General features: G+C 36.8%; 22 protein-coding genes. 17 read left to right on the top strand and 5 right to left on the bottom strand.

Annotated elements, in window-relative coordinates; translation table 11 throughout:
• Positions 1–12: 12 nt before the first annotated feature.
• Together BWGOE10_RS19445 and BWGOE10_RS19440 are read right to left on the bottom strand one after the other, a co-directional pair.
• Positions 13–267 carry a YbeF family protein gene (locus BWGOE10_RS19445; protein ID WP_001003944.1) on the bottom strand — a complete coding sequence of 85 codons (255 nt, stop codon included), beginning with the start codon at positions 265–267 and terminating at the stop codon, positions 13–15.
• Between the two features lie 164 nt (positions 268–431).
• Positions 432–1,817 (bottom strand): hypothetical protein, encoded by a 1,386-nt coding sequence (locus tag BWGOE10_RS19440; protein WP_070144617.1) that lies wholly within the window; start codon positions 1,815–1,817, stop codon positions 432–434.
• Between the two features lie 165 nt (positions 1,818–1,982).
• Between BWGOE10_RS19440 and BWGOE10_RS19435 the strand changes: the two genes are divergently transcribed.
• On the top strand, positions 1,983–2,348 hold the full coding sequence (locus BWGOE10_RS19435; protein WP_002146060.1) for a YoqO family protein: 366 nt from the start codon (positions 1,983–1,985) through the stop codon (positions 2,346–2,348).
• A 16-nt stretch (positions 2,349–2,364) separates the two neighbouring features.
• Complete coding sequence (locus BWGOE10_RS19430; protein WP_070144616.1) at positions 2,365–2,733, top strand: YoqO family protein; 369 nt, start codon at positions 2,365–2,367, stop codon at positions 2,731–2,733.
• Between the two features lie 32 nt (positions 2,734–2,765).
• On the opposite strand, the gene BWGOE10_RS19425 is transcribed toward BWGOE10_RS19430, so the two are convergent.
• The 3 genes from BWGOE10_RS19425 to BWGOE10_RS19415 form a co-directional block, all read right to left on the bottom strand.
• Positions 2,766–3,290, bottom strand: a complete 525-nt coding sequence (locus BWGOE10_RS19425) for a DinB family protein (RefSeq protein WP_070144615.1) — start codon at positions 3,288–3,290, stop codon at positions 2,766–2,768.
• A gap of 85 nt (positions 3,291–3,375) precedes the next feature.
• Positions 3,376–4,446, bottom strand: a complete 1,071-nt coding sequence (locus BWGOE10_RS19420; RefSeq protein WP_070144614.1) for a M24 family metallopeptidase — start codon at positions 4,444–4,446, stop codon at positions 3,376–3,378.
• A 403-nt stretch (positions 4,447–4,849) separates the two neighbouring features.
• Entirely contained in the window at positions 4,850–6,559 is a 1,710-nt protein-coding gene (locus tag BWGOE10_RS19415) for an NFACT family protein (RefSeq protein ID WP_070144613.1), read from the bottom strand.
• Between the two features lie 105 nt (positions 6,560–6,664).
• Between BWGOE10_RS19415 and BWGOE10_RS19410 the strand changes: the two genes are divergently transcribed.
• The 15 genes from BWGOE10_RS19410 to rpe all read left to right on the top strand — a co-directional run bounded on the left by BWGOE10_RS19410 (position 6,665) and on the right by rpe (position 23,756).
• Positions 6,665–9,388: a calcium-translocating P-type ATPase, SERCA-type gene (locus tag BWGOE10_RS19410; protein WP_070144612.1), complete on the top strand. Its 2,724-nt coding sequence runs from the start codon at positions 6,665–6,667 to the stop codon at positions 9,386–9,388.
• A gap of 99 nt (positions 9,389–9,487) precedes the next feature.
• Complete coding sequence (locus BWGOE10_RS19405) at positions 9,488–10,363, top strand: YicC/YloC family endoribonuclease (RefSeq protein WP_070144611.1); 876 nt, start codon at positions 9,488–9,490, stop codon at positions 10,361–10,363.
• Between the two features lie 67 nt (positions 10,364–10,430).
• Positions 10,431–10,694 carry an extracellular matrix/biofilm regulator RemA gene (gene remA / locus BWGOE10_RS19400; protein ID WP_001251456.1) on the top strand — a complete coding sequence of 88 codons (264 nt, stop codon included), beginning with the start codon at positions 10,431–10,433 and terminating at the stop codon, positions 10,692–10,694.
• 13 nt (positions 10,695–10,707) lie between these two features.
• Positions 10,708–11,325, top strand: a complete 618-nt coding sequence (gmk, locus tag BWGOE10_RS19395) for a guanylate kinase (protein WP_001257739.1) — start codon at positions 10,708–10,710, stop codon at positions 11,323–11,325.
• Positions 11,326–11,327: 2 nt separating this feature from the next.
• Positions 11,328–11,540 (top strand): DNA-directed RNA polymerase subunit omega, encoded by a 213-nt coding sequence (rpoZ, locus tag BWGOE10_RS19390; RefSeq protein WP_070144610.1) that lies wholly within the window; start codon positions 11,328–11,330, stop codon positions 11,538–11,540.
• A gap of 197 nt (positions 11,541–11,737) precedes the next feature.
• On the top strand, positions 11,738–12,943 hold the full coding sequence (gene coaBC, locus BWGOE10_RS19385; protein ID WP_070144609.1) for a bifunctional phosphopantothenoylcysteine decarboxylase/phosphopantothenate--cysteine ligase CoaBC: 1,206 nt from the start codon (positions 11,738–11,740) through the stop codon (positions 12,941–12,943).
• Positions 12,940–15,345, top strand: coding sequence for a primosomal protein N' (priA, locus tag BWGOE10_RS19380; RefSeq protein WP_070144608.1), 2,406 nt, complete (start codon positions 12,940–12,942; stop codon positions 15,343–15,345). The genes coaBC and priA overlap by 4 nt, the downstream gene beginning before the upstream one ends.
• Before the next feature lie 11 nt (positions 15,346–15,356).
• Positions 15,357–15,827, top strand: a complete 471-nt coding sequence (def, locus tag BWGOE10_RS19375) for a peptide deformylase (protein WP_002014496.1) — start codon at positions 15,357–15,359, stop codon at positions 15,825–15,827.
• A 22-nt stretch (positions 15,828–15,849) separates the two neighbouring features.
• Entirely contained in the window at positions 15,850–16,794 is a 945-nt protein-coding gene (fmt, locus tag BWGOE10_RS19370; protein ID WP_070144607.1) for a methionyl-tRNA formyltransferase, read from the top strand.
• Positions 16,791–18,125, top strand: coding sequence for a 16S rRNA (cytosine(967)-C(5))-methyltransferase RsmB (gene rsmB / locus BWGOE10_RS19365; protein WP_002128834.1), 1,335 nt, complete (start codon positions 16,791–16,793; stop codon positions 18,123–18,125). Before fmt ends, rsmB begins: the two co-directional genes overlap by 4 nt.
• 4 nt (positions 18,126–18,129) lie before the next feature.
• Positions 18,130–19,218 carry a 23S rRNA (adenine(2503)-C(2))-methyltransferase RlmN gene (rlmN, locus tag BWGOE10_RS19360; RefSeq protein WP_070144606.1) on the top strand — a complete coding sequence of 363 codons (1,089 nt, stop codon included), beginning with the start codon at positions 18,130–18,132 and terminating at the stop codon, positions 19,216–19,218.
• A 4-nt stretch (positions 19,219–19,222) separates the two neighbouring features.
• Entirely contained in the window at positions 19,223–19,975 is a 753-nt protein-coding gene (locus tag BWGOE10_RS19355) for a Stp1/IreP family PP2C-type Ser/Thr phosphatase (protein ID WP_070144605.1), read from the top strand.
• 8 nt (positions 19,976–19,983) lie between these two features.
• On the top strand, positions 19,984–21,957 hold the full coding sequence (gene pknB / locus BWGOE10_RS19350) for a Stk1 family PASTA domain-containing Ser/Thr kinase (protein WP_070144604.1): 1,974 nt from the start codon (positions 19,984–19,986) through the stop codon (positions 21,955–21,957).
• Between the two features lie 270 nt (positions 21,958–22,227).
• Positions 22,228–23,109, top strand: a complete 882-nt coding sequence (gene rsgA, locus BWGOE10_RS19345; RefSeq protein WP_070144603.1) for a ribosome small subunit-dependent GTPase A — start codon at positions 22,228–22,230, stop codon at positions 23,107–23,109.
• A gap of 2 nt (positions 23,110–23,111) precedes the next feature.
• Positions 23,112–23,756, top strand: coding sequence for a ribulose-phosphate 3-epimerase (gene rpe / locus BWGOE10_RS19340; protein WP_002111395.1), 645 nt, complete (start codon positions 23,112–23,114; stop codon positions 23,754–23,756).
• Positions 23,757–23,831: the final 75 nt, after the last annotated feature.

The following is a 23,831-nucleotide window of genomic DNA, read 5'->3' as shown; positions in this document are numbered from 1 at the left end:
CCTTGCTAATAACTATTTAGCGTTTTCCGCAACTTCATATCCTCTTACAAACAATAGAGTCATATAAGAAACAATAAATGAGAAGATGCTGTACATACCAACCCAAAAGAAAAATTTTGGAGTAAAGGCGATAACACCTATTATTAAAAAACTAGCAAACGTTACAATCGGCATTACGTAATACGTTTTCGTTCTACGCGTTCCAATAACAGAAACGATAAAGATAAGTAATGGACAAATTAATAAGACGAAAATCAATTCATTCATAGTTATGTCCCCTTTTCTGGTAGAAGTAATATGTTCCGTGTAAACGTTTTGAAATAATTACTCTCTTAATATAATTTCGCTACGTGATAAATAAACCCTTTTGAAGGTTAGTATGTTTCAATATTTAACCTAAAAAAGCGTAAGCAAGTATTATCTTGCTTACGTTATAGTATAAACATAGCAACGATCGTGGTGACAATTAAGCCAATCACAACTGGTAAAAAGTTTCGGCGTGCAAGTTCAAATGGATCCACTTTACAAATGGCAGCGGCAGGAATAAGGGCCCAAGGAATTAAAGTTCCACCCCCGGTCCATATGGCAGCGATTTGCCCGAGAGCTGTTAATGTAGCGGTTCCATGCCCAAGTGCTGTTCCAAAAAGATTGGCAATCGAACCAGCAAGTGATATACCTGAAAAGCCAGATCCATCTAAGCCTGTTATGACACCAACGATAGTTAATGTTCCCGCAGATACATATTGGTTTAAAGGAACGGTTTGAGATAAGGCGATTCCTAAGTCGTTAATGATTCCATGTGAACCTTTCGGTAAATAGTCTCCGATAATTTTTACAAAGCCACTATCTCCTAAATAAAAGAGTGCAGCGATTGGAATAACTGGGCCGAAAATTTTAAATCCAAATTGGAGCCCTTCTATAAAATAATCGGTCGTTTTATTCAGGCCATTTCCTTTGTAGGCGATGAGAGAAATGATGATAATCATAATAACAGTCGTCCCGCCGATAAGTGCTGTTGCATCGCTTCCTTGTAGTTTAAATTGAATCATGCAAAGAATATCTATGGCATATACGATAGGAATGCAAATAGCGAGCCATTTTTTTGTCCGAGGAGATAATGAAGTGAGCGTTTTAGAAGACTCAGTTGATGGGATAGATTCTTGCAACGATAAGCCTGTATGAAATTCTTTTCGTAAGAAGAAAAATGCGACAGAAGTTGTAACAACACCCATAACGATAACAAGCGGAACACTTGCAGAAACAACGCTGGAAACAGGGAGACCGGCAGCGTCCGCTGTTAATTTTGGTGCGCCTTGAATAACGAAGTCACCAGATAAAGCAATCCCATGTCCGAATAAGTTCATAGCAATTGCAACTCCGATTGGCGGAAGGCCGACGCGTACAGCGACGGGTAATAAAATAGCCCCCATTAACGCGACAGCTGGGGAAGGCCAAAAGAAGAAAGAAATTGTCATCATTAAAAGGCCGATAATCCAGTAGGCATGTGTAGGTGTACGAATCATCTTTGTAAATGGTGAAATCATCGTATCATTTATCCCGGTATGAACGAGTAGGTTACTCATCGATACGATAATGGAGATGATTAATATAGTTGGTAATAGTTCAGTTATGGCGTAAATGAAACTTTGAAAGATACTACTAATGGCAAGAGGGATAGAACTTGTTGCGGTTAATGCTAATAAAAAGATAAAAACGATACAAATGATCGTCGTATCTTTTCTAAAAATAAAGAAGGTAATAATAGTGAGTAAACAAAGAACATAGAGAGCGTGCAAAAGCGTTAATTCAACTCCCATAACATTCACATCCTTAGGCGTTCGTGTAGTTCATTGTATGAAAGCAGTGAAAGTATGTGAGTATAGGAAAAAGAAAAAAGTAAAATTTCATGTACTGTAATGGTAAGATTTAAAAATGGATGTTACAATACAATTAATCCTAAAAATGGAATTTAAGGAGGGGCTATGCACAAAAAAATTGGTTTTTGGGGATTTATTATATCTTGTAGTCTATTAATCATTTTAAATCTATTTACAAAGAATGAATGGATAAGTATTATACCTGTTCTCGGGTTTGTCTTTTTACTTTTATATCGCTGGGATGACATGAAACAATATAGTAAGAAAAGTATTGGAATTATGATAGGTATCATTGTTGTTTGTTCATTTGTCGTAGGGTTTATTTTAATAGAGGGGCAAAAGCAAATGGAGAAAATGTCTATTTTTCAAGAATGGATGTCGTCTGCGAAAGGTCTTTATCTTGTAATTGTAGTCGTCATTTTTCTAGGAGTCATGATAAGAATAGGGAGTTACATACTAAAGAGCGAATAGAACGAGGGTAGTACGAATGAGAGAAAAAATAGGGTATTATGGTGTGCTCGGTTGTTTAATATTATCAGTTATTTCAGGACAATTTCTTAAAAGTGAATGGATAGGCGTTATATTATGTATAGGAGTATTGATTTTTGCTCCCATGTATCGCTGGGATGAATGGAAAGCGTATAGCCGAAAAAAGAAAATTGTTTTCAGCATCGAGTTTGTCATTATAATTAGCACGATTCCGTTTTTGTTATTGAAAGGAAATGAAATAATAGATGGAATTGTAATGTTTCAAGGGTGGTTATTTATTGCGAAATTGCTATATTTAATATGCATTTTAATATCGGTAGCCGTAGTCGCTAAAAAAGTAAACGAAAAATTATTCGTTAATGAATAAAAGAAAATGCCACCGAATAAGGTGGCATTTTCTTACTTTACTGAATGTGCTTTTTGCATCTTTTTAATTAAACGAATTTGTCCGCGATGATTGATTTCATCTTCAAATACGTGAAACCATTTAAAGTAGTTATTTGCTGGTTTGTCATGCCAAAAGTCTGTCGTTTTAAATAGCCATTCATCAGGTAACGACTGAAAAGTTTCAATCGTTTTGGAGCGTACTTCTTGTAACGTATTTATGTAAAATTCTATTGAGTTTCCTTTTATTTTCTCACGTCCAAGATTTCCTAACTCAACAGCAGGTAACCAGCGTTCTAATTCAGCATCTGTTGGTTCACGATCTTCAAAGGTATGAATTTGGTAGTAAAATTCAATAGCAGCCATATGGTACAAAAGCATACCAATTGAGTTTGCTTCATCATCATACAAATAATCAAGTTCTTCAATTGTTAAGCCTTCGGCAGCCTGCATTGTTGTATAGCGAGCGTAATTCATCATGGAAACAAGTTTTGAAAATTCAAGCTGTAAACCATCTATCTTATCGATTACAAAGTTCAATTAAAATTCCCCCTCTTTAAACAATTACTCCAGAGAAGGAATTCTATGTGTAAAGAAAAAACTCCTGTTTAAAAGTTCATGATTTTTAACAGGGAATGACAATTAGTTCCCGATTTGCCTTTGTAATAACCTCATAGCCATCTTTTGTGATGACAATATCATCTTCAATTCTACAACCGCCCCAGTTTGGTATATAAATACCTGGTTCAACTGTAACAACCATACCTTCTTCTAAAGTAGCCTTACTTTCTTGGGATAAGCGGAGAGGTTCATGAATTTCTAACCCAAGCCCATGACCAGTAGAGTGACCGAAATATTGACCGTATCCATGTTCTGTAATGTAATCTCTCGTTATATCATCGATACTTTTCGCAGTTTCTCCAGGTTTAATGGCTTCAGTTCCACGCTTCAATGCTTCTAATACAACATTATATATTTTTTTGAATTCTTCTGATGGTTCGCCGATTGCTACAGTACGTGTTAAATCGGAACAATATCCGTTATAAAGTGCACCGAAATCTAATGTAACGATATCGCCGTGCTCGATTATTTTATTCGATGCAACGCCATGAGGAAGGGAAGAACGAACGCCAGAAGCTACAATAATTTGAAACGATGAGGATGTAGCCCCTTTTTTTCGCATGAAAAATTCTAATTCATCTCGGACATCAGTCTCACTTATTCCTGGTTTTAGAAACTGAAGGATGTGGTGAAATGCTTCATCTGCAATAGTAGCCGCAATTTTCATTGTTTCTATTTCAGGCATGTCTTTAATAATACGAATATCTTCGATGATTTCGCACACCTGAACCATTTCCGCATGTATGTATTTTTGTAAGTTTTTATATTGTTGTAATGTCATGTTATTTTCTTCAATTCCAAGTTTTTGAATGTTTAATTTCGATACTTGATTTGCGATTTCTTTTTCTAGATTTCCTTTATGCATAATAATTTCAGCTTCTTTTATTTGTGATTTCGCTTGATCTACATAGCGAAAATCCGTTATAAAAACAGCGTTATCCGCAGAGATTAAGACGACGCCAGCACTACCTGTAAAGCCTGTTGCATATTGGCGATTTTCTTTTTTTGTAATAAGTAATCCGTCAATTTCATAGTTTTTTAGTTGATTTTGGATTTTATTAATTCTTAAAGTCATGTTAATTCCCCCTTTTCACAGTATTGAATAAAGCAAATAGCGTGCCAAAAAATATCTTTAGAGAAAAGATAGTGGGAATTACGTATGTTTTAGAGAAGATAAGAAATTTAGCCCATTATTTGTGGGCGGTGGGCTGCTCGTGAAATACAGATTACTTCAATTAGCAGTGGGAGAATGAAAAAAACATCAACTCAAGATTCAATTTCTTTACACACTGTAAAAAAATTTATACAAATACGAAATAGAACTGTCAAATTTTTTGACAACGATGAAATATATCGAAGCTGCAGATGAAAAATATAAGATGACAAAAGAAAGATGTTATGAATTAGTGAATGGGTATATGAACTAAGCTGAATACATAGAAAAATGCGTTGCTTGCTAGCAACGCATTTTTAAGTATTTACGCTTTTAATTTCATTACTGTATCAGCATCTGGTGTTACATATAATGTTTGTTGATTGTCATATGTAACAAATCCAAGTTTTGCACCGCTCGGTTTTTTGACATGGCGTACCTTTGTGAAATCTACCGGAACAGAGCTAGAATCTTTTGCTTTACTGTAATAAGCAGCGATTTTAGCGGCCTCGTGTAAAGTCTCTTCCGTAGGTTCAAGAGAACGAATGACAACGTGGGACCCAGGTATGTCTTTCGTATGTAACCAAATTTCATCACGACGTGAGAATTTCGTTGTTAAATAATCATTTTGCTTATTGTTTTTACCGACGAAAATTTCTGTACCATCACTAGCTAAATATTTGTCCAACACTGGTTTTGTCGGTTTTTTCTTTGCGTTTTTCGTCTTACGATTGCGCACATAACCTTCTTCTGCCAATTCCTCACGAATTTCTTCAATATCTTTTGAAGAAGCAGCCTCCATTTGTTGAAGTAAGCTATCGAAATAAAGAATTTCTTCGTTTGTTTTTACAATTTGTTCTTCTACAATAGCAACTGAATTTTTCGCTTTTTGGTACTTTTGGAAATAGCGTTGTGCATTTTCAGATGGTGTTTTTAAAGGATTTAATGTGATTTTTACAGTCCCACCATTTTCGTCGTAATAGTTAACGACTTCAATCTCTTTATCACCTTTTTTCAAAGCGTACATATTGGCTGTAAGTAGCTCTCCAAATAGTTGATATTTATCTGCTTTTCCGGCATCTTGTAATGTTTTTTCTAGTTTAATTAGCTTCTTTTCGTTTTTTGTTTTTTCATTTTGCATAAAGCGTTCTAAATCGTGAGCTTGTTGTTTTACACGATCGCGCTCTGCTTTCCCAAAGAAGAAACGATCTAATAATTCACTAACAGATGAAAATGTTTTTTCGTTTCCTTGTAAGTGAGAAAGAGGGAATAGGTAAAAGAACTCTTTTCCATTTGCTGTTATCATTGCTGGCACGTACTGATGTGTTAGCAATGGTTTTTGCAAGCTGAAGAAAGCTTCAGATAATGCTTTTTCATTTGCCATACCTGCTTTTTTTACAACTTCTTTTGCAAATAATGGGGAAATTCCCATGAATGCTCCGACAAGTTGTTTGTCCATGTTGCCAGATAAAAAGTCTAGCGGTTTAATAAAATCATCTTCTGTTTCGATAAGAAGCGGATTAACTTTATGTTGTGCCGGTGGGGCAACATATTCAGCTCCAGCATATACAGTACGATGTCGGTTTACCGCTAAAGAAACGTGTTTTAAGCTATCTAAAATAACATTTGTTTTCGTATCTACTAAGATAATATTACTGTGTCGTCCCATTATTTCGATTACTAATGTTTTTACTGATTCGTCACCGATTTCATTGCGACTGCGGACTGTAATTTGAATAATACGTTCTAAGTCAATTTGTTCAATTTTTTCAATAAATCCACCTTCTAAATGTTTGCGAAGAAGCATACAAAACATCGGCGGTAGCGCTGGTGAATCGTAGTTTTGATTTGTTAAGTGCATACGCGCATATGTAGGGTGAGATGAAAGAATCAGCTTTTGGTTTTTTCCGTTTGCTCGAATATGTAATAAAACTTCATATTTTGAGGGTTGATATATTTTTGAAATTCTTCCTGTTTGAAGAGAATTTGCAATTTCATGTGTAATTGCTCTTGTAAATAATCCATCGAATGCCATGAATGAACACTCCTTTCTAACTAAAAGTTAATTATAGCATTTTTTTGGACGAGGCTGAATAAGCTTTCATTAGAGTATGTCTGGAATCAGGAGGTCGATGGCAGGATGAACTGGTATGAAATGCGAGCACATGAAGTGGAGGAAAGAACGAATACGAATGTGGAGGTAGGTCTTACAGAACAAGAAGCAGAGGGCCGATTAAAGAAATTTGGTACAAATGAATTGCAAGAAGCAAAGCGGCCTTCTGCGCTTATGGTGTTTTTAGCGCAATTTAAAGACTTTATGGTACTTGTTTTATTTGGTGCTACAATTATTTCAGCTTTTTTAGGAGAGTATATTGATTCGATTGCAATTGTTGCAATTGTTATTATCAATGGTGTCCTCGGTTTCTTTCAAGAGAGGAAAGCTGAAAAATCGTTGGAAGCTTTAAAAGAATTGGCAGCCCCTCAAGTTACTGTACTAAGAAATGGGAAGTGGATAAAAGCGCCGTCAAAAGCGCTTGTACTAGGTGATATTATTAAGTTTTCTAGTGGTGACCGTATTGGCGCGGATGTTCGCCTTGTGGAATCTTCAAGTTTATATATTGAAGAATCGGCTCTTACAGGAGAGTCATTGCCTGTACAAAAGAAGGTAGAGGCGTTACAAGGCCAAGATGTTTCAATTGGTGATCAAAAAAACATGGCATTTATGGGAACGATGATAACGAGAGGTGCTGGAACAGGGGTAGTCGTAGCGACTGGAATGAATACAGCTATGGGGCAAATTGCAAATATGTTGCAAAATGCTGAGCAAATGGAAACGCCATTACAAAGAAGATTAGAACAGCTTGGGAAAATTTTAATTATTGTTGCTCTTATTTTGACGGCTCTTGTTGTATTAGCTGGTGTATATCAAGGGAATGAAGTGTATCACATGTTTTTGGCTGGGGTTTCGCTTGCTGTTGCGGCTATTCCAGAAGGATTGCCAGCTATCGTTACGGTTGCGCTATCACTTGGCGTACAGCGTATGATTAAAAAGAGGGCAATTGTGCGAAAGTTGCCAGCGGTAGAAACGTTAGGCTGTGCTTCTGTTATTTGCTCAGATAAAACAGGAACAATGACACAAAATAAAATGATGGTAACACATATGTGGTCAGGCGGAGAATTGTGGAAAGTAACAGGTCAAGGCTATGAGCCGGCAGGTTCGTTTATGAAAGGTGAAGAAGTAATTGACCCTACTAAGACGAAATCACTGTATCAACTACTTACATTTGGCTGTTTATGTAATAATGCGAATGTTATTCAAAAGAAAAAGACGTATGTGTTAGATGGAGATCCAACAGAGGGAGCTCTCGTTGCTGCTGCAATGAAGGCGGGAATATCACGTGAAGTTCTTAAAGGAAAGTTTGAAGTCATTCGTGAATTTCCTTTTGATTCAACTAGAAAAATGATGAGCGTTATTGTTCGTGATCGTGAAGGTAAAAAATTTGTTATTACAAAAGGAGCACCAGATGTTCTTTTGCAAATGAGTCAAACAATTTTATGGGGAAATAAGCAGCAGCCTTTAAGTGAAATGTATCGAAAAGAAGTGCAGGCAGCGATTCATAGTTTAGGAAGTCAAGCTTTACGAACGATTGCGGTGGCATTTAAACCGTTAAAAGCTACAGATTCAATTGAACATGAAAGAGAAGTCGAGCAGGATTTTATGCTTGTTGGAATACAAGGAATGATAGATCCGCCAAGACTAGAAGTGGCGCAAGCGGTGAAAGAGTGTAAGGAAGCTGGTATTAGAACGGTAATGATTACGGGAGATCATAAAGTGACAGCAATGGCAATTGCGGAACAGTTAGGGGTTTTACCGGCGGGTGGACGCGTTGTTGAAGGTGTAGAACTTGCGAATATGGATGTAGAGGCATTAGAAGATATTGTAGAAGATACGTATGTATTCGCTCGTGTATCTCCTGAGCATAAATTGAAAATCGTTAAGGCACTGCAAAATAAGGGGCATATAGTAGCTATGACAGGTGATGGAGTGAACGATGCTCCAGCTATTAAAACAGCTGATATAGGGATTGCAATGGGAATTACAGGGACAGATGTTGCAAAAGAAGCTTCTTCACTTGTGTTGTTAGATGATAACTTTGCTACGATTAAGTCGGCGATTAAAGAAGGTAGAAACATATATGAAAATATTCGGAAGTTTATTCGGTATTTGTTAGCATCTAATGTTGGTGAAATTTTAGTTATGTTATTTGCGATGTTACTTGCACTGCCATTGCCGATGGTTCCAATTCAAATTTTATGGGTGAACTTAGTTACTGACGGTTTACCAGCGATGGCATTAGGTTTGGATAAGGCTGAAGGAGATGTGATGAAGAGAACACCACGCCATCCGAAAGAAGGGGTGTTCGCTAGAGGGCTTGCGTGGAAAATTATAAGTCGTGGTTTTCTAATCGGAGCAGTTACATTAGTAGCGTTTATTATTGCATTTAACCAGCATCCGAATGAATTGAAGTATGCACAAACGGTAGCCTTCGCAACATTAGTACTGGCTCAGCTTATTCATGTATTTGATTGTCGTAGTGAACATTCTATATTTCACCGCAACCCGTTTGGAAATATATATTTAGTAGGGGCGGTTATTATTTCTTTACTGTTAATGCTTGTAGTTATATATTATCCACCATTACAGCCGATTTTTAGCACAATGCCGATACAAGCACGAGATTGGTTGTTAATTGGGGGATTATCATCTATTCCGACCTTCTTATTAGTAGGATCTTTATTAACAAGAAAAAAGGAGAAAAAGAAAAAGCCACTGTTATATAAGAAGGGATTAAACTTGAAATAGTCAATGATATGAAAATATGATATAATTTACAGAAGGTAGTAGAGCCTTGTCTCTATTACCTTTTTCATTGAGTTATTTCATGGCTTGGATGTGATAAAGATGATTTGTAGTATGACAGGATTTGGAAGGTCGAAAGTAGAAAACGATACTTTTCAAATAACAGTAGAAATGAAGTCGGTGAACCATCGTTTTTTAGAAATGAGTATTCGGCTTCCGAAGCAAATGATGGTGTTTGAAGACAAGATTCGTAAAATAATTGCAAAACAAGTTCGCCGTGGACGTATTGAAGTGTCTATTAGTATAACAGGTGAAGGGCTTGTTGAAAGAAAATTAACTGTGAATTGGGAACTTCTCAAGCAGTACCAATCCATTATGGAAGATATAAAAGGGAAATTTCAATTACAAGATTCTATTACACTCGGGCAGCTAATGGGAATGCCAGAAGTAACGGCAGTTGAAGAAATAGAAAATGTAAATGAACAATTTGAAACTGGTTTATATGAGGCTGTTCGCCAAGCTGCTCATATGTTGAAAACGATGAGAGATGGCGAAGGAGAACGATTACATAAAGATATAGCATATCGTTTGCAAGAGATTCATAATTGTGTAAATGCAATTATTCCACATGCACCAATTGTTACACAAAAATATCGTGAACGATTAGAAAATCGTTTAAAAGAATTACATAACCAAGATTTAGATGAACAACGATTGTTGACAGAAATAGCAATCTTTGCAGAGCGTTCAGATATTCACGAAGAATTAGTTCGCTTACAAAGTCATTTAGATCAATTTCGTGAAGCACTGCAAATTACAGAGCCTGTTGGAAGGAAAATGGACTTCATCGTGCAAGAGATGCATAGGGAAGTTAATACGATAGGTTCTAAGGCAAATGACTTAACAATTTCAAAATATGTTGTAGAAATGAAAAATAACCTTGAAAAAATTCGTGAACAAGTACAAAATATTGAGTAGCTTTCAAAAAATATATAAAGTTATACGTGGTGGAGAAATCGGATAGACTTACTAGGAGGCGCAAACTATGGCCATGCGGTTTTTAAATATTGGATACGGAAATATTGTATCTGCTCATCGAATTATTGCTATTGTAAGTCCGGAGTCAGCTCCTATTAAACGAACAGTACAGGAAGCACGTGAACATAATGCTTTGCTTGATGCTACGTATGGGAGAAAAACAAGGGCGGTTATTGTTATGGATGATGGGCATGTAGTATTAAGTCCAATTCAGCCAGAGACGATTGCACATCGTTTGAATAATAAAGAAGATTTAAGTGAGGAAGGGTAGGTTTTACATATTTATGAGAAGTAGAAGAGGATTGCTCATCGTTCTTTCGGGACCTTCTGGTGTCGGGAAAGGAACGGTTCGAAAAGAGCTGTTTAGCCATGAAGACACACGTTTTCAGTACTCTATTTCAGTTACGACACGTAAACCGCGTGAAGGTGAAGTAGATGGTGTGGATTATTTCTTTAAAGAGAGAGAAGAATTTGAAGAAATGATTCGTAATGAAAAGTTACTTGAATGGGCTGAGTTCGTTGGTAATTATTACGGAACACCGATTGATTATGTTGAAAAAACGTTACAAGAAGGAAAAGATGTGTTTTTAGAAATTGAAGTGCAAGGAGCAATTCAAGTTAAGAAAGCCTTCCCTGAAGGTGTATTTATTTTCTTAGCACCTCCAAGTTTATCTGAACTAAAGAACCGAATTGTCGGCCGTGGTACAGAAACTGAAGATGTTATTGAAAATCGTTTAACTGTAGCAAAAGAAGAAATCGAAATGATGGACGCTTATGACTATGTTGTAGAAAACGATCAAGTTGAATTAGCTTGCGACCGAATTAAAGCAATTGTGGTTGGTGAACATTGCCGCCGCGAAAGAGTGGCAAAATACTATAAAGAAATGACGGAGGGTCTATAATTATGTTAAATCCATCAATTGACTCATTATTAACAAAAATCGATTCTAAATATACACTTGTAACAGTAGCTGCAAAGCGTGCACGTGAAATGCAAATTGCTGACAATTGTGTTATTGAGCAACCTGTTTCTCATAAATGTGTAGGTAAATCATTAGAAGAAATCGATGCAGAAGTATTAAAATATGTACCAAGCGATGACAAAATAATTGATTAAGACATTCTTTTCGACAAATTAAAACATAGACTTTATAATTTTCTATGTAACGGTAACAACCTATTTACAAGTAGGTTGTTATTTTTTTACGAAAGGGATGAAAAGGAATCGAAAAAGACGGAACGAAATACTGGTACTGACGAGCTGAAAATTCTATTTCAGTAGAATAAGTTTGAAAAAGAAAGAGGACGAGTCATATGCTAAAAGGGAAAAAGATACTTCTATGTGTAACAGGAGGCATTGCAGTTTTTAAAGCCGCTGCGTTAACAAGTAAATTGACACAAGCTGGCGCTCTTGTAAAAGTAATGATGAGTGAGTCGGCAGTGAAGTTTGTTACGCCTCTTACATTTCAAGCACTTTCTCGCCATGATGTATATACGGATACGTTTGATGAGAGAGACTCGGCTGTTATCGCTCATATTGATTTAGCGGATTGGGCAGATGTTGTACTTGTTGCACCGGCTACAGCTAATTGCATTGGAAAGTTAGCTGGCGGTATTGCTGATGATATGATTACAACTACTTTGTTAGCTACTACAGCTCCAGTGTGGATTGCACCGGCTATGAATGTGCATATGTATGAAAATAAAATTGTTCAAAAAAACATGATGACGTTAAAAACATTAGGATATACATTTATTGAGCCTGGGGAAGGTTTTTTAGCATGTGGTTATGTAGCAAAAGGAAGACTGGAAGAACCTGAAGCGATTATTGGACGGTTAGAAGAGGCTTTCTCAGAACAAAAACCATTGCAAGGAAAGCGAATATTAATAACAGCTGGACCGACACGTGAAAAGATTGATCCGGTTCGCTTTATGACGAATTTTTCTTCTGGAAAGATGGGGTATGCGATCGCAGAAGTTGCAGCAGGCTTAGGTGCTGATGTCATACTTGTGTCAGGACCGACAGCGTTAGAGTCACCATTACATGTAACAACAATACAAGTAGAATCTGCACAAGATATGTTAGAGGCGGTCCTTCAACATTATCAGAATGTGGATGTTGTCATCAAAACAGCAGCAGTTGCAGATTACCGCCCAAAATATGTTCATGATGATAAAATGAAAAAGAAAAATGGCGATGCTGTAATTGAATTAGAAAGAACAGTGGATATTTTAAAAACGTTAGGTGAGAAGAAGGACCGACAGTTACTTATCGGTTTTGCAGCTGAAACGACAAACATAGAGGAATACGCAACGAGAAAATTACGTGAGAAAAATGCAAATATGATTGTTGCGAATGACGTGAAAGCTCAAGGAGCTGGGTTTGGTACAGATACAAATATTGTGACAATGTATAGAAAAGATGGAGAAATTATTGAGCTGCCACTTTTAACGAAGAAAGAAGTGGCTCGTGAAATATTAAAGCAAATAGAAATGATGTTAGAAGATGATCGTGTATGAAATTTGCAAGTGTAGTTGTTGATGTACCTGCACGTCAAACAGATCGACCGTTTGATTATATTATCCCTAAAAAATGGGAAGATATCGTGCAAACAGGAATGCGTGTAGTAGTCCCATTCGGTCCGAGGAAATTGCAAGGTTTTATTATTGGCATAAAGGATTCGGTTGACCTAGAAAGCAAAAAGTTAAAATCGTTGTATGAAATATTAGATGTCACTCCGGTTTTAAATGATGAATTATTAAAGCTTGGGTATTGGCTTACAAGTGAAACGTTATGTTATATGATTTCAGCTTTTCAGGTAATGCTTCCGACGGCGATAAAAGCAACATATAAAAAGCGTCTGCAACTTCGTAACCAAGAAGAAGTAGCGCCAGAAATTCTTTCTTTATTTCAAGGGAAGGAAACGATAGATTGGGAAGCTATCGAAGCGCAGCCGCACCTATATCGCACTATTCAACAAGAAATTAAAAATGGTACGACTGAAGTGGTTTATCAAGTAAAGGATAAAGTGCAGAAGAAGAAACAAAGAGTAGTTCAACCGGAGTTGCCGGCAGATAAATTGGAATTAGCAGCATTCGAACTGAAAAGTAAAAAACAACAAGACGTACTCTATTATTTTGTAGAAAACTACAAAAGTGTACCGTTAAAAAATTTAACAGAAGAATTACAAATAACAGATGCTCCAATAAAATCACTTATTAAAAAGGGTCTAATCTCAGAAAAGTATGTAGAAGTATACCGGAATCCGTATGACGATGATGATTTTGAACAAACGAAACCATTTCCGCTTACTGAGGAACAAAAACAAGTAATTACACCGATTTTGTCATCAATTACAAATGAAACTTACAATCCATTTTTACTATATGGTGTTACAGGAAGTGGTAAGACTGAAGTGTATTTACAATCTATAGCAGCGGTGCTCGAGAAAGGAAAAGAAGCAATTGTGCTTGTTCCTGAAATTGCGCTAACGCCCCAGATGGTAGATCGCTTTAAAGGTAGGTTCGGTTCGCAAGTTGCAGTTCTTCACAGTGCACTTTCTGTTGGAGAAAAGTATGATGAATGGCGCAAAATTTTAAGAAAAGAAGTGAAAGTGGTAGTTGGTGCGCGTTCAGCTATTTTTGCTCCCTTTGAAAATTTAGGAATCATTATTATTGATGAGGAACATGAATCGAGTTATAAGCAAGAAGATAACCCGAAGTATCATGCGAGAGATGTAGCAGTGTGGAGAGGGAAATACCATAAGTGTCCAATCGTTCTCGGAAGTGCAACGCCGACACTTGAATCGTTTGCTAGAGCGAAAAAAGGTGTCTATGGGTTGCTTACAATGGAAAAACGTATGAACAAACAAGCTTTGCCGACTGTAGAAATTGTTGATATGCGTGAAGAGCTACGTGATGGAAATCGCTCAATGTTTTCAAAGGTACTGCATGAAAAAATAGCAGATCGATTAGAAAAGAATGAACAAATGGTTCTCTTTTTAAATAGAAGGGGTCATTCTACGTTTGTGATGTGCCGTGATTGTGGGTATGTCGTACAATGTCCGCATTGTGATATTTCGTTGACATATCACAAAATGAACCATCGTTTAAAATGTCATTATTGTAGTCATGAGGAAAATATGCCAACGGAGTGTCCTGCTTGTAATAGTACGTATATTCGTTTCTTTGGTACAGGGACGCAAAAGGTTGAAGAAGAAATCACAAAACTATTTCCACAGGCGCGGGTCATTCGAATGGATGTGGATACAACAAGCCGTAAAGGAATGCATGAAAAATTATTAAAGGCGTTTGGTGAAGAGAAAGCAGATATATTACTTGGAACACAAATGATTGCAAAAGGGCTTGATTTTCCGAAGGTGACGCTTGTTGGGGTTTTAACGGCGGATACGATGCTTCATCTACCTGATTTTCGGGCGAGTGAAAAGACATATCAGCTATTGACACAAGTGAGTGGACGTGCAGGAAGACATGAATTGCCAGGGGAAGTTGTAATTCAAACGTATACGCCGGAACATTACAGTGTAGAATTAGCAAAGAATCAACAATATGATGTATTTTATGAGCAAGAAATGCAAATGAGGCAAATGAGACAATATCCGCCATATTACTACGTTGTACTTGTAACTGTATCTCATCCGGAATTATTAAAGGCAGTCCAAGTGACGGAAAAAATTGTCGGTCATTTACGAACGCATTGTTCAAGGCAAACAATGGTGTTAGGGCCGGTTGCTTCAGCAATTCCAAGGATAAAAGATAGATATCGTTACCAATGCATGATAAAATACAAACGGGAACCAAACTTAAAGAACGTGCTCAAAATGGTAAATGAACATTATCAAGCAGAAATGCAAAAAGAGCTACAAATCTCAATTGATTTTAATCCAACAATGTTAATGTAGCGGAGGGAAATATGGCAGTTTTAGAAATTGTAAAGCATCCAAATGAAGTGTTAGAAACACCATGCGAAAGAGTAATTAACTTTGATAAAAAGTTAGTGAAATTGTTAAAAGATATGCATGAAACAATGTTAATTGCAGACGGCGTTGGTCTAGCTGCGCCACAAGTAGGTGTAAGCTTACAAGTTGCTGTTGTTGATATCGGTGATGATACGGGTAAAATTGAATTAATTAATCCTGTTATTTTAGAAAAACGTGGTGAACAAGTAGGTCCCGAAGGTTGCTTAAGCTTTCCGGGACTTTATGGTGAAGTGGAGCGTGCAGATTACATTAAAGTACGTGCGCAAAATCGTCGCGGTAAAATATTTTTATTAGAAGCGGATGACTTCTTAGCGCGTGCAATTCAGCATGAAATCGATCATTTACACGGTGTTTTATTTACATCTAAAGTGAAAAGATATTATGAAGCAGGCGAATTAGAATAGGTTTAAAAGGAGCGGTTTTTGAATGATGAAAGTAGTATTTATGGGGACACCGGACTTTTCTGTGCCGGTGCTTCGTCGTCTTATCGAGGACGGATATGACGTAGTTGGTGTTGTAACGCAACCTGATCGTCCAGTCGGTAGAAAAAAGGTTTTAACACCTACTCCTGTTAAAGTAGAAGCGGAGAAACATGGTATTCCAGTATTGCAGCCGTTAAAAATTCGTGAAAAGGACGAATATGAAAAAGTATTAGCACTAGAGCCCGACTTAATTGTAACAGCGGCATTTGGACAAATCGTACCGAATGAAATTTTAGAAGCGCCAAAGTATGGATGTATTAATGTCCACGCGTCATTACTTCCAGAACTTCGCGGTGGTGCACCAATTCATTATGCGATCATGGAAGGTAAAGAGAAAACAGGTATTACAATTATGTATATGGTAGAAAAATTAGATGCTGGCGATATATTAACGCAAGTAGAAGTAGAAATTGAAGAGCGTGAAACAACAGGTTCATTATTTGATAAGTTAAGCGAAGCAGGAGCACACCTTTTATCTAAAACGGTTCCTTTACTAATTCAGGGTAAACTAGAACCAATTAAACAAAGTGAAGCTGAAGTGACGTTTGCATATAATATTAAACGTGAGCAAGAGATAATTGATTGGACAAAAACAGGTGAAGAAGTATACAATCACATTCGCGGATTGAATCCATGGCCAGTTGCTTATACGACTTTGGTAGGACAAGTTATTAAAGTATGGTGGGGAGAGAAGATCTCTATTACAGAGAAAGCTGAACCAGGTACAATAGTAGCTCTTGAAGAAGATGGATTTGTTGTTGCAACAGGGAATGAGACAGGTGTTAAAATCACTGAATTACAACCGTCTGGTAAAAAGCGTATGAGTTGTTCACAATTTTTACGTGGAACAAAACCTGAAATTGGTACGAAGTTAGGAGAAAATGCATGAGACAAAATGTTCGTGAGTTAGCTCTGGATGGCTTAATTCAAGTAGAAAAAAGTGGTGCATATAGCAACTTACTTTTAAATAATCTGATTGAAAAAAATACAATTGACAGAAAAGATATTGGTTTATTAACTGAAATGGTATATGGAACAATTCAACGTCGTGACACACTAGATTATTATCTTCAACCATTTTTAAGAAAAAAGGTTGAAGCGTGGGTAAGAGTGTTGCTTCGCCTATCTTTATATCAAATGCTATATTTAGACCGAGTTCCAGAAAGAGCGGCTATTCATGAAGCAGTTGAGATTGCAAAGCGTCGTGGACATAAAGGGATTTCAGGTATGGTGAACGGAGTATTGCGTTCAATTCAGCGAGAAGGTGTACCTTCGTTAGAAGAAATCGAAAATCCAGTAGAACGTCTTGCAATTGCAACGAGTCATCCAATGTGGCTTGTACAAGAATGGGCATCCGAATATGGTTTAGAGACAGCAGAGAAAATGTGTGAAGTAAATATGTTGCCACCTGTACCAACAGCACGTGTAAATGTTGATAAAGTAACGGTAGAAGAAGCGGTTGCGTTATTAGCTGATGAGGGTATAGAAGCAAAACGTGGCGAATTGTCAGAGGATGCAATTCAAATTGAAAGAGGAAATGTCGCACATACAGAAGCGTTCAAAAAAGGTTTCCTTTCTATTCAAGATGAAAGCTCAATGCTTGTAGCACGTGCTTTAGAACCGAATAAAGGAGATACAGTTCTAGATAGTTGTGCTGCTCCTGGCGGAAAAACAACTCATATTGCAGAGCGTTTGGACGGAACTGGTAAGGTAATGTCGCTTGATTTACACGCACATAAAGTACGTTTAATTGAACAACAGGCGAAGAGACTTGGTTTAGAAAATGTAGAAACGATGGCTTTAGATGCTAGAAAAGTTCAAGAGCATTTTGCAAATGAATCTTTTGACAAAATATTAGTAGATGCACCATGTTCTGGATTTGGTGTTATTAGACGTAAACCTGATATTAAGTTAGGTAAAGATAAGGGCGATAGTGAAAGATTATCAACGATTCAACTAGCGATACTAGAAAAAATAGCACCATTGTTAAAACAAGGTGGTCGCCTTGTTTATAGTACGTGCACAATTGAAAAAATAGAAAATGAACAAGTAATAAAGCAATTTTTACAAGAGCATCCTGAATTTGAATGGGATACTACGATAAAAGATCGCATGCCAGAAAAGTTAAATCCGTATATTGATGAAGGTCAAGTACGAATTTTACCGCATTATTTTGCAACAGATGGCTTTTATATTGCTTGTTTAAGAAAGAAGGTGTAGCATCATGGAAACGACTGTAAAAAAACAAAAGAAAAATCTAGAAACAAAGAAACCATCAATTTATTCTTTACAACTTCATGAAATGCAAGATTGGTTAAAGGAACAAGGAGAACCTAAGTTCCGTGCAGGACAAATTTTTGATTGGCTATATAAAAAACGTGTAAAAAATTATGAGGATATGTCAAACCTTGCTAAAGGATTGCGCGATAAATTGTCGAATTCCTTTGATATTACTACTTTAAACACTTTAGTAAAACAAACGTCTTCGGATGGAACGATTAAATTCCTATTCCAGTTATACGATGGGTACTCTATTGAAACTGTACTAATGCGACATGAATATGGAAATTCCATTTGTGTAACAACACAGGTAGGTTGCCGCATTGGCTGTACGTTCTGTGCTTCTACACTTGGTGGGTTAAAACGAAACTTAGAGGCTGGAGAAATTGTAGCGCAAGTAGTAGAAGTTCAGCGTGCGCTTGATGAAACAGAAGAACGTGTAAGTTCTCTTGTTGTTATGGGAATTGGAGAACCATTTGATAATTATGATAACTTAATGTCATTCTTACGCATTGTAAATCATGAAAAAGGAATTCATATTGGTGCAAGACATATGACAGTTTCAACAAGTGGAATTGTTCCAAAAATTTATAAGTTCGCTGAAGAAGATATGCAAATTAATTTTGCGATTTCATTGCATTCTGCAAATACAGAGTTACGTTCAAAATTAATGCCGATTAACCGTGCTTATAAGCTACCAGATTTAATGGAAGCTGTTAAATACTATGTAAATAGAACAGGGCGTCGTATTACGTTTGAATATGGCTTATTTGGAGGGGAAAATGACCAAGTTGAGCAAGCTGAAGAACTTGCTGCGCTCTTAAAAGGTGTAAAATGTCATGTAAACTTAATTCCGGTAAACTACGTGCCAGAACGTGATTATGTACGTACGCCACGAGAGCAAATTTTCTTATTTGAAAAGACGCTAAAAGATCGTGGAGTGAATGTAACAATTCGCCGTGAACAAGGTCATGATATTGATGCAGCCTGCGGTCAGTTGCGTGCAAAGGAGCGCAAAGAAGAGACGAGGTGACGAGATGAAAGCCGTGTTTCTATCGGATAAAGGGAAAGTTCGTCAACATAATGAAGATAGTGCAGGAGTTTTTCACAATTTAGATGGAAATATTTTAGCGGTAGTAGCAGATGGAATGGGAGGTCATCGAGCTGGCGATGTAGCTAGCTCGATGGCTATTCAATTATTCCATGATTATTGGAAGCAAACGCATAATATGAATGAGCCTAAAAAGGTAGAAAAGTGGTTACATACTAACGTTGGAATTATTAATGAGCGCATATATGCTTACTCTAAGCAGCATGTAGAATGTAATGGTATGGGAACAACGGTTATCGTGGCGATTTGTACACCTAATTTTGTAACAATAGGTCATATAGGAGATAGTCGTTGTTATATGGTATCAGAGGGAGAAATATCGCTTGTAACGGAAGATCACTCACTTGTAAATGAACTTGTTAGGCACGGTGAAATTTCAAAAGAAGATGCAGAATATCACCCGAAAAAGAATGTTCTGTTAAGAGCGTTAGGAACAGAAGAAAAAGTCGGACTAGATGTTAAAACATTGGTGCTCGAAGAAGACGATCAATTGCTTCTTTGCTCTGATGGATTGTCTAACAAAGTTTCTATTGATGATATGCAACAAATTTTACAATTGAATGAACAGCTCGAGGTGAAGGGAGAGCATCTCATTCAATTAGCAAATGATCGTGGTGGAGAAGATAATATCACCCTCGCTATTATTGATTATGCGGATTCGACAAACGAAAGTAGGTGAAGTGCAACGTGCTGATTGGAAAACGCTTAAATGACCGTTATAAGCTGCTGAAAATGATTGGCGGTGGAGGAATGGCCAATGTATATTTAGCTCATGATGATATACTTGGCCGAGATGTAGCGGTAAAAATATTAAGACTCGACTATTCAAATAATGAAGAGTTTATTAAACGTTTCCATCGAGAAGCGCAATCTGTTACAACGTTGTCGCATCCAAATATTGTGAATATGTATGATGTTGGGGAAGAGGATGGTATATATTATCTTGTAATGGAATATGTACCTGGACGAACATTGAAGCAATACATAATTGATCGAGGGATGTTACCGATAGGAGAAGCTCTTGATATAATGGAGCAGTTAACATCCGCCATGGCACACGCCCATCATTTTGAGATTGTGCATCGCGATATTAAACCGCACAACATTTTGATCCGAGATGATGGAGTGATAAAAGTCACAGACTTTGGAATTGCGACAGCTACAAGTGCAGCAACGATTACACATACAAATTCGGTGCTCGGTTCGGTGCATTATTTATCACCAGAACAAGCGCGCGGCGGTATAGCGAATAAACAATCAGATATTTATTCACTTGGGATTGTTATGTTTGAATTGTTAACAGGAAGACAACCGTTTTCTGGTGAATCTGCTGTTGCAATTGCGTTAAAACATTTACAAAATGAAATGCCATCTCCAAAAAGATGGAATGAAAATATTCCACAAAGTGTTGAAAATATTATATTAAAGGCAACTGCGAAAGATCCGTTCCATCGATATCAATCTGCTAACGCGATGAAACGAGATATTGAAACAGCACTATACCCAGAACGAATCAATGAACAACCATTTTACATACCAGAAGATATGGAAGCAACGAAAGCGATTCCAATTATTCAACAAGAACAACTATTTCAAAATGTAAGTGATGAAACGATTGTATTAAAAGGAAGTAAAGTGGATGAACAAGTAAGAAAAGAAGAGACCGAATCAGGTAAGAAGAAAAAACGAAGTAACAAATGGCTGAAGGTTTTAATTACAACATTTTTACTTTTAGCGATAGGGATAACATTAGCGCTTACTGTTATTCCAGGCTTCTTTATTCCGAAAGATGTGAAGGTTCCTGACGTGGCTGGTATGAAATATACAACAGCTGTAAATACATTAGTTGAAAAGGGGTTTGAAGTTACTGAACCTAATATTGTATATACAGATGACGTTGAAGCCGGAAAAGTGATAAAAACAGATCCTATAGCTGGAAGAGTAGTGAAAGAAAACTCTAAAATCACTATCTATCAATCAGGTGGAAAAAAGAAAAGTAAGATGAGTGATTTCACAGGAAAAGATTTCGAGAGTATAAGGGCTGAGTTAGAAGAAAAATATAAACAAGTTACAGTAAATTATATTGAAAATGATAAGCCAAAAGGTGAAATTGTAGAACAAATACCAACTCCTGACCAAATGGTTATAGAGGCAGAACAGGAACTGAAAATTTGGGTAAGTAAAGGGCCTTATCAGATTAGGCCAGGTGATTTTTCAGGATGGACTGAAAATAGCGTGAAAGGTTATTTAAATGAAAGAAAGCTTGTTTCTGATATAAAAAGAGAATATTCAGATGCAATTGATAAAGGCCTTGTTATTTCACAATTTCCAAAGCCTGGGACACCTTTAAAAGAAGGAGATAAAGTAACGATTGTTATCTCTGATGGCCCGAAGCCTAAAGTGACGAAAACGGTAAAAGTGGATAATATTTCTATCCCATATGAGCCTTCTGCAACAGGTGAGAAAAAACCGCAAACAATAGAAATTTATAAAGAAGATATGCAGCAAAAAATGGATAGACCAGTTGAAACTAGAACGATTTCAGAGTCAGCGACAATTTCTTTAGAATTTGTAATCCAAGAAGGTGCAAAGGGACACTATAAAATTGTTCGAGATGGAGTAACAATTATCGACAAAGAAGTACCATATCCAGCTCAATAATAGTGAATTTCATCGTCCTTATATAGAAGATGGGATGTATTACTCTTGCCTGTTATGCTGTCTACATCGTGGACTGTATAACAGGCAAAAATATATGATTCAAAAAGCTGTAAAAGTGATACTGTTGTAAATAATATTTCAAATTTGATGGTAGATTAAATATATGAGCCTGGGTATATATTTGGTGGGCTTTGAAATAATTGTTTAAAGAACACTAGTCTATTCATATTTAATTGCAGTTTCATTTTATACAAAATAAAGGAGAATTATATGCCAGAAGGAAAAATTGTAAAAGCTCTAAGTGGGTTTTATTATGTGCAGAATGAGGAAGGGATTACACAATGTCGCGGGCGTGGTGTATTTAGAAAGAATAAAATTACGCCACTTGTAGGAGACCAAGTCGTTTTTCAAGCAGATAATCCGAGTGAAGGATATGTGTTAGAAGTATTTGATCGAAAAAATGAACTTGTTAGACCTCCTATTGCTAATGTTGATCAAGCGATTCTCGTTTTCTCTGCGGTAGAACCAGATTTTAATCCAGGACTGTTAGATCGATTTTTAGTGTTGATTGAATATCATAACATTAAGCCGATTATTTGTATTAGTAAGATGGATTTAGTAGATGAAAAAATGAGAGGAACTGTTGAATCTTATGCGAATGATTATCGTGAAATGGGTTATGATGTGTTGTTTACTTCTATAAATACTGCGGAAAGTATTGATATTCTGAAACCATTCTTAGAAGGTTGTATTTCCGTCGTTGCAGGCCAATCTGGTGTTGGGAAATCTTCAATGCTAAACGTATTACGCCCAGATTTAGAATTGAAAACTAATGATATTTCCTCACATTTAGGGCGTGGAAAGCACACGACAAGACACGTGGAATTAATTACAGTTGGAAGCGGACTTGTTGCGGATACACCTGGTTTTAGTTCGCTTGATTTCATAGATATAGAGGTAGAAGACCTTACATATTGTTTTCCAGAGTTGAAAGAAGCGAGCCAATACTGTAAATTTAGAGGGTGTACACACCTTGTTGAGCCGAAATGTGCAGTGAAAGCTGCGGTTGAAGAAGGAAAGATTACCGAATATCGTTATAAGAATTACAAACAATTCGTAGAAGAAATTAGAGAGAGAAAGCCGAGGTATTAGTCATGATCAAAATTGCACCATCGATTTTATCAGCAGATTTTTCAAGATTAGGGGAAGAGATTAAAGATGTAGAAAAAGGCGGAGCTGACTACATTCACGTCGATGTAATGGATGGACATTTCGTACCAAATATTACGATTGGACCATTAATTGTAGAAGCAATTCGACCGATTACATCATTACCATTAGATGTACATTTAATGATTGAAAATCCTGATAACTATATCCCAACTTTTGCAAAAGCGGGAGCTGATATTATTACTGTTCATGTAGAAGCTTGTCCACATCTACATCGTACAATTCAGTTAATTAAATCTCATGACATTAAAGCGGGAGTTGTATTAAATCCACATACTCCAGTTTCAACGATTGAGCATGTATTAGAAGATATAGACATGGTATTACTTATGACAGTAAATCCTGGATTTGGCGGACAGAAGTTTATCCATTCTGTATTACCGAAAATCAAACAAGTTGCAGAAATGGTTAAAGAGCGAAATCTACAAGTGGAAATTGAAGTTGATGGTGGTGTCAACGCTGAAACGGCAAGACTTTGTATTGAAGCAGGAGCGAATGTTCTTGTAGCGGGATCAGCAGTATACAATCAAAAAGACCGCGGTGAAGCAATTCGTGTAATTCGCGGATAAAGAATGAACGAACCTTTATCATAGTGAAGCTTCTAGTTCAGTAAGACTTCACTATTTATACATGTTAGAGTGGCA

Source organism: Bacillus mycoides (assembly GCF_001757995.1).
GTDB classification, from domain to species: Bacteria; Bacillota; Bacilli; order Bacillales; family Bacillaceae_G; genus Bacillus_A; species Bacillus_A mycoides_B.
This window is presented reverse-complemented; position numbering and strand designations above follow the sequence as displayed.

Excerpts from the sequence above, each read along its gene's own strand:
- BWGOE10_RS19445 (WP_001003944.1), bottom strand. The coding sequence starts at position 267 with ATGAATGAATTGATTTTCGTCTTATTAATTTGTCCATTACTTATCTTT.
- BWGOE10_RS19440 (WP_070144617.1), bottom strand. The coding sequence starts at position 1,817 with ATGGGAGTTGAATTAACGCTTTTGCACGCTCTCTATGTTCTTTGTTTA.
- BWGOE10_RS19435 (WP_002146060.1), top strand. The coding sequence starts at position 1,983 with ATGCACAAAAAAATTGGTTTTTGGGGATTTATTATATCTTGTAGTCTA.
- BWGOE10_RS19430 (WP_070144616.1), top strand. The coding sequence starts at position 2,365 with ATGAGAGAAAAAATAGGGTATTATGGTGTGCTCGGTTGTTTAATATTA.
- BWGOE10_RS19420 (WP_070144614.1), bottom strand. The coding sequence starts at position 4,446 with ATGACTTTAAGAATTAATAAAATCCAAAATCAACTAAAAAACTATGAA.
- BWGOE10_RS19415 (WP_070144613.1), bottom strand. The coding sequence starts at position 6,559 with ATGGCATTCGATGGATTATTTACAAGAGCAATTACACATGAAATTGCA.
- BWGOE10_RS19410 (WP_070144612.1), top strand. The coding sequence starts at position 6,665 with ATGAACTGGTATGAAATGCGAGCACATGAAGTGGAGGAAAGAACGAAT.
- BWGOE10_RS19405 (WP_070144611.1), top strand. The coding sequence starts at position 9,488 with ATGATTTGTAGTATGACAGGATTTGGAAGGTCGAAAGTAGAAAACGAT.
- remA (WP_001251456.1), top strand. The coding sequence starts at position 10,431 with ATGGCCATGCGGTTTTTAAATATTGGATACGGAAATATTGTATCTGCT.
- gmk (WP_001257739.1), top strand. The coding sequence starts at position 10,708 with ATGAGAAGTAGAAGAGGATTGCTCATCGTTCTTTCGGGACCTTCTGGT.
- rpoZ (WP_070144610.1), top strand. The coding sequence starts at position 11,328 with ATGTTAAATCCATCAATTGACTCATTATTAACAAAAATCGATTCTAAA.
- coaBC (WP_070144609.1), top strand. The coding sequence starts at position 11,738 with ATGCTAAAAGGGAAAAAGATACTTCTATGTGTAACAGGAGGCATTGCA.
- priA (WP_070144608.1), top strand. The coding sequence starts at position 12,940 with ATGAAATTTGCAAGTGTAGTTGTTGATGTACCTGCACGTCAAACAGAT.
- def (WP_002014496.1), top strand. The coding sequence starts at position 15,357 with ATGGCAGTTTTAGAAATTGTAAAGCATCCAAATGAAGTGTTAGAAACA.
- fmt (WP_070144607.1), top strand. The coding sequence starts at position 15,850 with ATGATGAAAGTAGTATTTATGGGGACACCGGACTTTTCTGTGCCGGTG.
- rsmB (WP_002128834.1), top strand. The coding sequence starts at position 16,791 with ATGAGACAAAATGTTCGTGAGTTAGCTCTGGATGGCTTAATTCAAGTA.
- rlmN (WP_070144606.1), top strand. The coding sequence starts at position 18,130 with ATGGAAACGACTGTAAAAAAACAAAAGAAAAATCTAGAAACAAAGAAA.
- BWGOE10_RS19355 (WP_070144605.1), top strand. The coding sequence starts at position 19,223 with ATGAAAGCCGTGTTTCTATCGGATAAAGGGAAAGTTCGTCAACATAAT.
- rsgA (WP_070144603.1), top strand. The coding sequence starts at position 22,228 with ATGCCAGAAGGAAAAATTGTAAAAGCTCTAAGTGGGTTTTATTATGTG.
- rpe (WP_002111395.1), top strand. The coding sequence starts at position 23,112 with ATGATCAAAATTGCACCATCGATTTTATCAGCAGATTTTTCAAGATTA.